Consider the following 13,030-nt stretch of genomic DNA (forward strand, 5'->3'; position numbering starts at 1 on the left):
TTGACTAGATGGCGGTTGACTTTCTGCTTTTATTCAATCTTAGGAACCTGGGTATTTTCAGCGCGAAAAAATGGCTTTTCCTCAAAACCAAAAATAGAAGCAACTATAGAGTTAGGAAAACGTTGGAGGTATTGATTATATTCTTGGACAGTTTGGTTATATCTTTGTCTTTCAGTAGCTATGCGGTTTTCTGTCCCAGCTAATTCATCCATAAGACCGATAAAAGCCGGGGAAGAACCCAGTTGAGGCTGGCTGACTACATACTGATTAAATTGCCTAATCGCTAAATTCATTTCATCATTAGCTACTAATTTTTCCGATGCGGAATTAGCTTGTAAAAACTGTTCCCTCGATTCAATTAACAGGTTAATAATTTGCTGTTCGTGTTGTGCTTGCGCTTGAGTTACAGCTAATAAATTCGGAATTAAATCAGCCCGCCGCTGGAGTTGGTTTTCTACTTGACTCCAGGATGCTTGGGTTTGCTGATACCTGGCTGAAATTAAATTATAAGTAACAATAGTCCATAATACCGTTACTACTGCGAAAACTATCCCCCCTAATGTTAACCCAGATTTAAGTTGGGTGGCTTTTTGTTGGGCGATCGCTTCTAGTTGGCGCTGTTTCTCAATTTCGGCGATCGCTTTTTCGATAAATTCTGGCGGAATAGAAACCTCCGCACCCGCTTCCTGGAGTTCGGCGATCGAATAACTATCAATAGCTTCCTGATACAACCGAGAAGCCACTTCTAACACTTCTGGCGCGAGTCTTTCGGGAATATTGCTATCAGCAGCATCATTCATCAATCTTCCTCCCCCAAAAATTAAGTTTTCTTAAAGAATTGCTCCTCTGCTGATTGTCAGTCCTTATAATATCACATAACTTGCTGATGAGTTAACCTGGAATTATGAAAATTAACAGTATCCAGCGCTACGGTCGCATTTTAGGAGTATGGTGCTTAGGAATTCTCTGTTTTAGCATCATCCTGATATCACAGCCTTCCGTCAGTTATAGTCTCACTCCCTCAGAAGTTCCTAATCCTCAAGAAGTATATGGGGGATGGGTGACAGATATGGCGAATGTTCTCAGCAATGAAACAGAAGACCGATTAAATCAGATGATTTTTGAACTCGAAGAAAAAAACGGGACCGAAATTGCTGTGGTGACAGTTCCTGAAACCGGGTCTTATCCTTCCCCTAAAGCCTTTACCACTGCACTATTTAATCATTGGGGAATTGGTAAACAGGGTCAAGATAACGGTCTTTTATTTTTAACATCTGTAGGCGATCGCCGTGTAGAAATTGAGACCGGATACGGTATTGAGAGAGTTTTACCTGATGCGAGAGTCGGGCGAATTCTTGATAATCATGTAGTTCCTTATTTAAGAAATGATAATTTTAATGATGGCATTTTAGCCGGAACTCAAGCCTTAATTCAAGCCGTAGAATACCACGTTTTTGATGCCAGCCTTCAACCCCCTATAGATATCCCTAATTTAGTTTGGTTTTTGACAGGTTCAGCCGGGTTATTATCATGTACTTTTTATAATTTAGCCAGCCGTGAAGCCCAAAAACCTATTTTGGTTAAGCCTGGAGACTATCAGCGGATTACAACATTTGACCCCAGTGAAACTGGCGCTTATACTTATGTCCGCTTAGGTATATTTTGTGTATTATTTGCCTTAACTGCTATCCCCGTATTATGGATGTTGTATCGAACCCCACAATTAGCTCCATTTTCAGGGGTGTTTTCAGTGGCTCTGATAGCTATATTGTTTATAAACCTGGTGGGTAAAGCGTATAAAAAAGCGTATAAAACTATCTTAGTATCAATGACCAAAATTAATCGGCCCACCAAAATTCATCAGCCCACCAAAATTCATCAGCCCACCAAAATTTATCAGCTCATCATTATGGCATTCTGTGTAGGTATTTTGTCCATAGGTTTCTTTTTTTGGTTAATTTTTGGGTTAATTTTTTGGTTAATAGGGTGGTTAATATCCTATCAAGAATCATGGATTGGCATAATTAAATCGGGAATAATTATCACATCTCTAATTAGTTTGATTGGCTGTTTTACCATCAGTTCTCAACTCATTGAATGGCGTTTTAAGAAAAACAAAAATCAGCGTTCATTCCGTCCTGTTTATAATACTGATTCACAAGTTTTCCTAGAACCCTTAGAAACCGCAGAACTCCAACCCCTATTAACAGACCATGAACAGGTAGCCGCCAAACTCGGAAATGTTAGTTTTGAGGCGTGGTGGAGTCCTGAAGTAGGCGCACTGAGTCGCGATACTATCTATCTAAAAGCCTACGTTAACAAGCCCAGCCATTCAGAATGTCCTATTGGTAAAGAATTAACCGTAACCAGCACATCACAAACCGTCGTCTCACCCACTCAATATAGTACAGGACTCCTACGGATTACCTATCAATGTGAATGTTGCAACTACAATACAAAAACCGACCACACAATTCCCAGCTTATCATCATCCTCCAGTAGTGGTGGAAGTAGCGGTAGTGGTGGTGGCAGTTTTGGTGGGGGTAGTAGTAGTAGTGGTGGGAGTTTTGGTGGGGGTAGTAGTGGTGGGGGTGGGGGTGGTAGTGACTTTTAGAGGCTTTTAATTAATTTATGATGCTTCTCCTCCCACAACCACATTACGGATACGCAAACTAGGACCACCACAGCCTACAGGTAGCCCATTTTGACCCCCTTTTCCACAACCTCCCGACTCATCTTTTCGATAAATTCTGGCGGAATAGAAACCTCCGCACCCGCTTCCTGGAGTTCGGCGATCGAATAACTATCAATAGCTTCCTGATACAACCGAGAAGCCACTTCTAACACTTCTGGCGCGAGTCTTTCGGGAATATTGCTATCAGCAGCATCATTCATCAATCTTCCTCCCCCAAAAATTAAGTTTTCTTAAATAATTGCTCCTTTGCTGATTGTCAGTCCTTATAATATCACATAACTTGCTGATGAGTTAACCTGGAATTATGAAAATTAACAGTATCCAGCGCTACGGTCGCATTTTAGGAGTATGGTGCTTAGGAATTCTCTGTTTTAGCATCATCCTGATATCACAGCCTTCCGTCAGTTATAGTCTCACTCCCTCAGAAGTTCCTAATCCTCGAGAAGTATATGGGGGATGGGTGACAGATATGGCGAATGTTCTCAGCAATGAAACAGAAGACCGATTAAATCAGATGATTTTTGAACTCGAAGAAAAAAACGGGACCGAAATTGCTGTGGTGACAGTTCCTGAAACCGGGTCTTATCCTTCCCCTAAAGCCTTTACCACTGCACTATTTAATCATTGGGGAATTGGTAAACAGGGTCAAGATAACGGTCTTTTATTTTTAACATCTGTAGGCGATCGCCGTGTAGAAATTGAGACCGGATACGGTATTGAGAGAGTTTTACCTGATGCGAGAGTCGGGCGAATTCTTGATAATCATGTAGTTCCTTATTTAAGAAATGATAATTTTAATGATGGCATTTTAGCCGGAACTCAAGCCTTAATTCAAGCCGTAGAATACCAGGTTTTTGATTCCAGCCTTCAACCCCCTATAGATATCCCTAATTTAGTTTGGTTTTTGACAGGTTCAGCCGGGTTATTATCATGTACTTTTTATAATTTAGCCAGCCGTGAAGCCCAAAAACCTATTTTGGTTAAGCCTGGAGACTATCAGCGGATTACAACATTTGACCCCAGTGAAACTGGCGCTTATACTTATGTCCGCTTAGGTATATTTTGTGTATTATTTGCCTTAACTGCTATCCCCGTATTATGGATGTTGTATCGAACCCCACAATTAGCTCTATTTTCAGGGGTGGCTGTGATAGCTATATTGTTTATAATCCTGGCGTATAAATCTAATACCTTAATCCCAGCTCTAAAAATATTGCCGATCTCGATAATGCTAGGTATATTTTTCCTGACGTTTATATTAGCATCAGGCTGGGGAGTATTTTTTTGGGAGGCGATCGCTATTAATATCTTAGTAGTAATTATGACCATTGATCAGCGCCTAAATCCAGCATCAATCGCCCGTATTTTTTTAGTTTTAGCTCTAGTGTTAGTAGGTTTATTTTTGTGGTCAACATACCACCAAAACCTATGGAACTATATCCCTATATTTTCAGAAGAATTAACAAATCAATTTGGAATCATAAAAGCCGGGATAATTATAACATCTATGATTAGTTTTTTGGGCTGTTTTTCAATGGGTTTTAAATTAATTAAATGGCGTTTTAAAAATAACCAAAATCAGCATTCATTGCGTCCTGTTTATAATACTGATTCAGAAGTTTTCCTAGAACCCTTAGAACCAGCAGAACTCCAACCCCTATTAACAGACCATGAACAGGTAGCCGAAAAACTCGGAAGTGTTAGTTTTGAGGCGTGGTGGAGTCCTGAAGTAGGCGCACTGAGTCGCGATACTATCTATCTAAAAGCCTACGTTAACAACCCCGGAAATCAATATTCAGAATGTCCTATTGGTAAAGAATTAACCGTAACCAGCACATCACAAACCGTCGTCTCACCCACTCAATATAGTACAGGACTCCGACGGATTAGCTATCAATGTGAATGTTGCAACTACAAGAAAAAAACCGACCACACAATTCCCCGCTTATCATCATCCTCCAGTAGTAGTGGTGGTAGCAGTAGTGGTGGTAGCAGTAGTGGTGGTGGTGGGAGTTTTGGTGGGGGTAGTAGTGGTGGGGGTGGTGCTGGTAGAGGCTTTTAGAGGCTTTTAATTAATTTATGATGCTTCTCCTCCCACAACCACATTACGGATACGCAAACTAGGACCACCACAGCCTACAGGTAGCCCATTTTGACCTCCTTTTCCACAACCTCCCGACTCATCCCAATAGAAATCATCACCAATTTCCTCAATATCTGCCAAAGTGGTAAACACATTACCAGATAGGGTAACATCCCGGACAGGTTCCGCTAATTTTCCATTGCGAATCATACAGGCTTCTCCAGCACTAAAAGTAAACATTTCGCCGTTAGTCATTCCCCCCAACCAATTCCGTGCATAAACCCCCAATTTAATCTCACTAAACAAATCCTCGACGGGAGTATTTCCCCGTTCAATCCAAGTGTTAGTCATCCGTACTAAAGGGGGATAATGGTAATTTAAACAACGAGCATTTCCGGTGGGATTTTCTCCTAATTTACCAGCAGTTTCGCGGGAGTGTAGCCGTCCGACTAATCGCCCATCTTGGATTAATTGAGTTTTAGTAGCGGGGGTTCCTTCATCATCATAAAAATAACTACCCCGATGTCCTGCTGGGGATGCACCATCAAAAATTTGGAGGTTTTCCGGCCCAAATTCTCGCCCTAAAGTCATGACTTCCAACAGGTCAGGATTTTCGTAAGCCATATCTGCTTCTGAAAGATGCCCAAAGGCTTCATGAACGAATAAACCTGACAAAATTGGGTCAATAACTACAGTGTAAATATTGCCCCGGACGGGAGGTAAATTAAGAGAATTAACAGCCCGTTTGGCGGCGCTGCGAACCTGATGATCAAGTTGGGTTAGGTCTTCATAGGCTGTTCTGGAACCTGTGGTTTCTCGTCCGGTCTGGACGGTTTCTCCGTGGCGCGCTGTGGCGGCAAAACGCATTTCCATATCTACCCAACCCTGTTCTAGTAAAGTCCCCTCAGAGGTAGCTAGGAGCATCCGTTGAGTGCTATCATTATAGCTAACAGAGTTATGGTCGAAAGGGAAGTCGCCTTCCCCAACTCCAATTCAAAACCGTGCTTGATACTTTCACATCACACGGCTCCTGATGTGGATACCCCTTTTGACATCGGGAACAGGGTAACGACTCCCTGCTTTTGTGATTTCAACTTTTGGAGCTAAATACAACATCGTAGTGTTTAAACTCGCTTTCGTCGTAAACACTCCTAATTGTCGCAGTCTCTATATCCACACCGTGACTAGTGGGCATATCCTAACCATTACAGTTAGGCATTGGCTTTCAGTCACATCCTTTCCCCTTAAAGGTATACGCTTACACTTTCACTACTCCGCAGGTACATCCTGCCACTTGAGAGCCTAAAAGGGGTTTAAACGTTCCGTTTATACGGGCATTCCATCTTTAGATTTGTCCTCTCCACCGGGGTACTTTTAAAAGTCTGTGTAGGTGATGTCATGATTACCCTACTTTTCCCCTTGCTCTTTTGAACGCAGCGTATCAACCTGTTTCGCTGCTAAATCATTACGATGGTTCAAGCCGGACATTCGGTTTCCCTAATCATGGATGGTTGGCAGTGGTCGCATTTGGTAGTAGGTTCTACTTCACGCCTTCCGTTCCCCGCTTCAATCCTGGGGTTATGATTCCCAAAACTGGGGGTGGCTATCGCCGTTACTCTCAACGCAATTGTTAAGGAATCATTAATATTTCCAGTTGGGCGTTTTGACCTTGAGTTCCCTGCCTTGTTTTGTATATTTCTATACCAAACGTTGGGACATATAAACAGTTATGGGATGGTCAGGGTACGAGTCCCTTATATTTCACCAAGGGGTGAAAGTCCCACTAGGAGGTTATTTCAGGCATTGCAGCCTTATTTGACTCCTAAACGTCTCGCACAATGGTGGTGATTTTGTCATCAACACTGCGGAGAATTTCTCCATAGCGATCGCATAATGTCTTTTTGTCCGACAGGGGAATATGACGAGGATCGGAACCGGTCAGCGGTAAAATATAGCTATCTTCAATAATCGGAATTGGCGCGAGGATAGTTTCTTCAGTACCAATTAATCGCGCGGCCATAATTGATTCTTGAATCCGGTCTTCTAGCTTAGATAAATCATTAAAACTAGCAAAACCCCAACCGCCTCGATAACAAGCGCGTACCTGTCCCCCTAAAGACAAACCCTCGCTCAAAGTTTCAATGCGATCGCCCCTTAATAAAATATTAGTTTCCTCTGATTCCTCAATTCGGATCGCTAAATAATCCACCCGATGACGATAGCGGGTAATTAAATCCTGGAGTATAGTTTTGACATCTGCAAAGGTAGTGTTCATAATAGATAACAATATTGATGAATCAGTAGGTGTTACTATAACATTATTAGAGTCATATCAACCCATTTGCCAGGGTTCAATGAATTTCCGATCACCAATCTCGCCATAAGCCAGTGAAAACCGATAGCATATTTTACCGCATCTTCCAACAATACCCGCGCAGCTTCTTTGAACTGCTGAACCTTCCTCCCACAGAAGCTGATCAATATCAATTCACCAACCTAGAAGTCAAACAACTCGCCTTTCGCTTAGACGGGTTATTCTTTCCCAGTACCGACAACCCTAGCCAACCCTTTTATCTGACGGAAGTACAATTTCAACCGGACGATGACCTGTACTATCGGATTTTTGCCGAACTTTTCCTCTATCTGCGACAGTATCAACCCCCTTACCCCTGGAGAGTTGTAGTCATCTACCCTAACCGTAACACTGAGCGTGAAAAGTCTCAACACTTTAGCCAAATTCTCAACTCGGAAGCAGTGACCCGCATTTACCTAGACGAGTTGGAAGGCGAAAACGGCTTAGGGGTAGGTATCATTAAGTTAGTAGTCGCATCGGAGTCTGTAGCTATAGAATCAGCCCAACAACTGATTGAACAAGCTCAACAAATACTCCCACCAGCCCCCCTGAGACGCGATATCATTGATTTAATCGAAACTATTGTAGTCTATAAACTACCCCAAGCTAGTCGCGAGGAGATTGCTAGAATGTTAGGATTAACTGATTTAAAACAAACTCGTTTCTATCAAGAAGCCTTTACGGAAGGTCTCCAGGAAGGTCGCCAGGAAGGTCGCCTAGAAGGTCGCGAAGAAATCACGCGAAACATTGTCCTACGTTTGAATAACCTGGGTTATGCTTCGGAAGCGATCGCCGAAATTTTAGGCTTACCTATTGATGAAATTCTGCCGATTTTAGAAGATTCTAATGAGGGGTAAAATTTGCCAATCACTATTAATTAACCAGGGTTTTGGGTCAAAATAGGGAACCGATTACCTATCAAATAAATATCCCGAAAAGCTGTTGTTTAGGTAAAACTGGGTAAGAATTGGCAAGCGATCGCCGCCATCTTACCCTTAGCTATGACTGCATCGTAAGCAGCAAAACATCACCCGGCATTATTGTAGTCTATAAACTACCCCAAGCTAGTCGCCAGGAGATTGCTAGAATGTTAGGATTAACTGATTTAAAACAAACTCGTTTCTATCAATCAGTAGGTGTTACTATAGCATTATTAGAGTCATATCAACCCATTTGCCAGGGTTCAATGAATTTCCGATCACCAATCTCGCCATAAGCCAGTGAAAACCGATAGCATATTTTACCGCATCTTCCAACAATACCCGCGCAGCTTCTTTGAACTGCTGAACCTTCCTCCCACAGAAGCTGATCAATATCAATTCACCAACCTAGAAGTCAAACAACTCGCCTTTCGCTTAGACGGGTTATTCTTTCCCAGTACCGACAACCCTAGCCAACCCTTTTATCTTACGGAAGTACAATTTCAACCGGACGATGACCTGTACTATCGGATTTTTGCGGAACTTTTCCTCTATCTGCGACAGTATCAACCCCCTTACCCCTGGAGAGTTGTAGTCATCTACCCTAACCGTAACACAGAGCGCGAAAAGTCTCAACACTTTAGCCAAATTCTCAACTCAGAAGCAGTGACCCGCATTTACCTAGACGAGTTGGAAGGCGAAAACGGCTTAGGGGTAGGTATCATTAAGTTAGTAGTCGCATCGGAGTCTGTAGCTATAGAATCAGCCCAACAACTGATTGAACAAGCTCAACAAATACTCCCACCAGCCCCCCTGAGACGCGATATCATTGATTTAATCGAAACTATTGTAGTCTATAAACTACCCCAAGCTAGTCGCGAGGAGATTGCTAGAATGTTAGGATTAACTGATTTAAAACAAACTCGTTTCTATCAAGAAGCCTTTACGGAAGGTCTCCAGGAAGGTCGCCTAGAAGGTCTCCAGGAAGGTCTCCAGGAAGGTCGCCAGGAAGGTCGCCTAGAAGGTCTCCAGGAAGGTCTCCAGGAAGGTCGCCAGGAAGGTCGCGAAGAAATCACGCGAAACATTGTCCTACGTTTGAATAACCTGGGTTATGCTTCGGAAGCGATCGCCGAAATTTTAGGCTTACCTGTTGATGAAATTCTGCCGATTTTAGAAGATTCTCATAAGGGGTAAAATTTGCAAATCACTATTAATTAACCAGGTTTTTGGGTAAAAACAGGGAACCGATTACCTATTAAATAAATATCCCGAAAACCTGTTTTTTCGGTAGGGTAAGAATTGGCAAGCGATCGCCGCCATCTTACCCTTAGCTATGACTGCATCGTAAGCAGTAAAACATCACCCGGCATTATTGTAGTCTATAAACTACCCCAAGCTAGTCGCGAGGAGATTGCTAGAATGTTAGGATTAACTGATTTAAAACAAACTCGTTTCTATCAAGAAGCCTTTACGGAAGGTCTCCAGGAAGGTCGCCTAGAAGGTCGCCTAGAAGGTCGCCTAGAAGGTCTCCAGGAAGGTCTCCAGGAAGGTCGCCTAGAAGGTCGCCAGGAAGGTCGCGAAGAAATCACGCGAAACATTGTCCTACGTTTGAATAACCTGGGTTATGCTTCGGAAGCGATCGCCGAAATTTTAGGCTTACCTATTGATGAAATTCTGCCGATTTTAGAAGATTCTAATGAGGGGTAAAATTTGCCAATCACTATTAATTAACCAGGGTTTTGGGTCAAAATAGGGAACCGATTACCTATCAAATAAATATCCCGAAAAGCTGTTGTTTAGGTAAAACTGGGTAAGAATTGGCAAGCGATCGCCGCCATCTTACCCTTAGCTGTCGCGCCAATTCAACATACTTTTAAATTGAATCATACTGATAATTACTAATATCCGTCGTGGCGGGTAAATTTTAGTCAAAATTGATAGAAGTTTAATTGTTGGTGGAGTGAATCAGTGTAGTGGTAGGTTCTGGCTGAGGGGAATAGGATAACGAACGGTTTCTACGGCGTGACGGGTTCGGTTCTACGAATCTACTGGAGCATAATAGCAGATATGCTGAAAATAGGATAAGTTAACCCATATTCAGTATTTCATTTTCCAGAGTCAGGGTAATTATATGAATGGCGCTAATCAATCGGAAACGATGGAGAGAAAGCTATGAGTGATTTTAGTGTAGCAACTTTAAGCGAAATTTTAGCTAGTGAAGCCCTAATAGGCGATCGCAGTCGTTATTCCCGCCAGAAAGCCGAAGCTGACTGGTATGGGGCTATTCGTAGCTTAAATCAATTCCTAGAAGTGACCCCCCCCAGATATCCGAGAATTTCATCAACCAATGACAATCAACTGATCAGCGATATTCCCCCACCTTATTCCCATCGTGGTTATGTCATCTCTGGTCCATCTCCGGTATTAATGAATCCCCGTCTAGCGAGTGATTTCACTACCCTAATTTTGACCTGTGAATCGCAATTCGGGTCTGTAGGATCAGTATGGGGAAGAGAAAGGGGATTTCGGTTATTACCCGCATCCCACAAGGGGGATATTCCCGTTTGTGCAGAAAAAATTAATCAGTTACCCTTTCAGTCAGCTTTTCCCTTATCTGGAGACGATCCACTTATGGGGGAGAGATTTTGTTTAGTCTTGACCGCCGAATTTAGCCTAGTGATGGTGTTAGGGGTTAATCCTGCTAACGATCCGGCGTTTTTGTTTTCTTTTGATCCAGATCTAGTCAAGCGATCGCTGTTGCTGTTGCGCCAACGCATGGTTAAACAGTCCTCAACCGTCCCCAGTCACGATCACCATTATATTACTCAACTAGATGCGATCGCCTCACAATTTCCCCCAGTCGCCCCCCATTATCAAACTGTGACCCAGTTTAGCCGTTTGCTGCTGCAAAACTCAGCCCTACCATCGCGATCGCCCAACCCAGCCAAAAACTAACCCCTCCGAAACCGTAGTTGTTCCCCAATCACCTGAAAACCTATTAACAGTTGGGTCATCAGTCGGGACCGACTACACTATTAGACAATCCCAGGCAGAATTATTACAGGCGATCGCCCATGAAGTTCGCACCCCCTTAACCACAATTCTGACCTTAACTCGGCTACTGTTGAAGCGTCCGAATTTCGACCCAGAGGTAGTCCGTAAACGCTTAGAGTCCATTGATCGCGAATGTAGCATCCAAATTGATCGCTTTAACCTGATTTTCCGGGCGGTAGAATTGGAAATGTCCCCAAATCCCCCCTCCTCCTGCGAAATTCCTAGCAATACCGGAGTCCAGTTAACCACCATGTCTTTAGGAGATGTGTTCCAAAACGGACTACCACGATGGCAAAAACAAGCCAGCCAGCGGAATCATACCCTAGAGGTGATTTTACCCAAACAATTACCCTCTGTAGTTAGTGATCCGACCTTATTAGACCAAATGCTAACCGGGGCGATCGAAAACTTTACCCGCAGTCTACCATCTGGTAGCCATATTAAAGTCGGTGTAAGACTCGCCGGACAGTTGTTGAAATTGCAGCTAGAGTCCCATTCTCACACCCAAACTCATTCCCCTTTTACAGTTGCGCCTAAGTCTCCCCTAAAATCTATCGGACCTGTCTTGATGGTGCAGCCAGAAACCGGTAGTCTAAGTTTAAATATAAATGTCACTAAAAATCTGTTCCAAGCCCTTGGGGGGAAATTAGTTGTCCGACAGCGACCCCAGCAAGGGAAGGTGATGACTATTTTCCTACCTGTACAAGTCCGATGATTAAGTGTTTGAGTCTGACTGGGTTAATTCTGATTGCGCTTGAAGGTATCACTAGTGGGGCTATTGTTGCCCAAAATCCCGATCATTACGGGGCGATCGCTACTTCAACCACTAACCCCGCTATCTGGGGTTACTCCCACGACTACCCCACACTCGCCCAAGCCCAACGTTACGCCCTAGAATACTGCGGACAGGCTGATTGTCAGATCCGGGTATGGTTTAAAAATGGTTGTGGTGCGATCGCCACTAATGGCTCTAATATTGGATCAGCTTGGGCTGTAAATAGGGCCGAAGCTGAGGCGCGTTCAATTGTCGCCTGTGGTCAAGGAGACTGTAAAATTGAGGTCTGGGCTTGTACAACCCATTTTAACCCTTAAATTATTGTTCCACAGCTTTGGGAGTGAATCGAATTTCAATCCGGCGGCGACTGGGGTCAGAGGTGCGGTTAATAGAAGCATAATTTCCCGAAGCCTCATATAATTGCGCCGCCGAATAGGCTTTAAATGTTAATCCTAATGACTGCAATTCTTCATTTTCCTGTAATCTTTGGACAACTGCTAAAGCCCGCATTAAGCCTAAGTCCGCATTAGAACCAGGAACTAGGCTAGTAACCGCTTGGTTATTGCGTGCAACTTCTTCTAATACTTGGTCTAGGTTGCTGTAACCGCCCCCTGTAATTTGTCCGTCAGTATGACCGATTACTTCTACCACATATCCCTCATAATCTTCCGCAAAATCCTTAATTTGTCCTACTAATTTATTATCGATAAACTCACCTAATTCTAACGAAATAGCCGCACTACCGGAGTCAAATGTTCGTGATGATGAATCTCGCAATACAATCACTGGTGGAGATTTGAGGCGTTCCACTTCTCCCTGTAATTGCATAATGCGATCGCCTCTATTTCTCAGTTCAGTTTGTAGCCTAGCTACCTCTCCTTGCAGTCCCGTCACCTGAGTGGTTTGCTGTTGTAGTCTACTTTGTAATTCCGACATTTGTATTTCTAATTGTTCGGAACGAGAAGCCGTCGCATCAGAAACCGTTTGAATAAATATCGACTTGATAATTGCTAACAACAGAAATAGGCTCAAAATCATAAACGAATTAGCCATTAAATCCGTAAAAGACGGCCACAAGTTAAACTCTTCTGATTTCTGATTAGAACGGGAATAACGCATATTTTTTGCCTCTTAAATCTTATTATTTACA

At 43.1% G+C, this 13,030-nt stretch carries 10 protein-coding genes and 3 pseudogenes; 8 read left to right on the plus strand and 5 right to left on the minus strand.

The features are described from left to right. Positions 1-29: 29 nt before the first annotated feature. A complete protein-coding gene (locus NLZ44_RS05890; RefSeq protein ID WP_493752155.1) occupies positions 30-800 on the minus strand; it encodes a LemA family protein in 771 nt (256 codons plus the stop codon). Positions 801-904: 104 nt separating this feature from the next. Here NLZ44_RS05890 and NLZ44_RS05895 point away from each other — a divergent pair, with 104 nt between their 5' ends. Next, a complete protein-coding gene (locus NLZ44_RS05895; RefSeq protein WP_493752156.1) occupies positions 905-2,614 on the plus strand; it encodes a TPM domain-containing protein in 1,710 nt (569 codons plus the stop codon). Between the two features lie 74 nt (positions 2,615-2,688). Here the strand turns inward: NLZ44_RS05895 and NLZ44_RS05900 are convergent, their stop codons facing one another. Further along, positions 2,689-2,895 carry a hypothetical protein gene (locus NLZ44_RS05900; RefSeq protein ID WP_493752157.1) on the minus strand — a complete coding sequence of 69 codons (207 nt, stop codon included), beginning with the start codon at positions 2,893-2,895 and terminating at the stop codon, positions 2,689-2,691. A 104-nt stretch (positions 2,896-2,999) separates the two neighbouring features. Between NLZ44_RS05900 and NLZ44_RS05905 the strand changes: the two genes are divergently transcribed. Next, positions 3,000-4,757: a TPM domain-containing protein gene (locus NLZ44_RS05905; RefSeq protein ID WP_493752158.1), complete on the plus strand. Its 1,758-nt coding sequence runs from the start codon at positions 3,000-3,002 to the stop codon at positions 4,755-4,757. 15 nt (positions 4,758-4,772) lie between these two features. Here NLZ44_RS05905 and NLZ44_RS05910 read toward each other — a convergent pair. Together NLZ44_RS05910 and NLZ44_RS05915 are read right to left on the minus strand one after the other, a co-directional pair. Further along, positions 4,773-5,732 (minus strand): annotated as a pseudogene (locus NLZ44_RS05910) (TldD/PmbA family protein); the annotation flags it as partial. Between the two features lie 883 nt (positions 5,733-6,615). After that, a pseudogene (locus NLZ44_RS05915) lies at positions 6,616-7,053 on the minus strand (PmbA/TldA family metallopeptidase); the annotation flags it as partial. A 113-nt stretch (positions 7,054-7,166) separates the two neighbouring features. Between NLZ44_RS05915 and NLZ44_RS05920 the strand changes: the two are divergent. The 6 genes and pseudogenes from NLZ44_RS05920 (at position 7,167) to NLZ44_RS05945 (ending at position 12,197) form a co-directional block, all read left to right on the plus strand. Further along, positions 7,167-7,988, plus strand: coding sequence for an Rpn family recombination-promoting nuclease/putative transposase (locus NLZ44_RS05920; RefSeq protein ID WP_006626293.1), 822 nt, complete (start codon positions 7,167-7,169; stop codon positions 7,986-7,988). 363 nt (positions 7,989-8,351) lie between these two features. Further along, positions 8,352-9,245 (plus strand): Rpn family recombination-promoting nuclease/putative transposase, encoded by an 894-nt coding sequence (locus NLZ44_RS05925; RefSeq protein ID WP_493752159.1) that lies wholly within the window; start codon positions 8,352-8,354, stop codon positions 9,243-9,245. 177 nt (positions 9,246-9,422) lie between these two features. After that, positions 9,423-9,758, plus strand: a pseudogene (locus NLZ44_RS05930) (Rpn family recombination-promoting nuclease/putative transposase); the annotation flags it as partial. 465 nt (positions 9,759-10,223) lie between these two features. Then, positions 10,224-11,006, plus strand: coding sequence for a hypothetical protein (locus NLZ44_RS05935; RefSeq protein WP_493752160.1), 783 nt, complete (start codon positions 10,224-10,226; stop codon positions 11,004-11,006). A gap of 148 nt (positions 11,007-11,154) precedes the next feature. After that, positions 11,155-11,820: a sensor histidine kinase gene (locus NLZ44_RS05940; RefSeq protein WP_493752956.1), complete on the plus strand. Its 666-nt coding sequence runs from the start codon at positions 11,155-11,157 to the stop codon at positions 11,818-11,820. After that, entirely contained in the window at positions 11,817-12,197 is a 381-nt protein-coding gene (locus NLZ44_RS05945) for a DUF4189 domain-containing protein (RefSeq protein WP_008049923.1), read from the plus strand. Before NLZ44_RS05940 ends, NLZ44_RS05945 begins: the two co-directional genes overlap by 4 nt. 1 nt (position 12,198) lies before the next feature. On the opposite strand, the gene NLZ44_RS05950 is transcribed toward NLZ44_RS05945, so the two are convergent. Then, positions 12,199-12,999, minus strand: coding sequence for a hypothetical protein (locus NLZ44_RS05950; protein WP_493752161.1), 801 nt, complete (start codon positions 12,997-12,999; stop codon positions 12,199-12,201). Positions 13,000-13,030: the final 31 nt, after the last annotated feature.

The organism is Arthrospira sp. PCC 9901 (assembly GCF_059013425.1).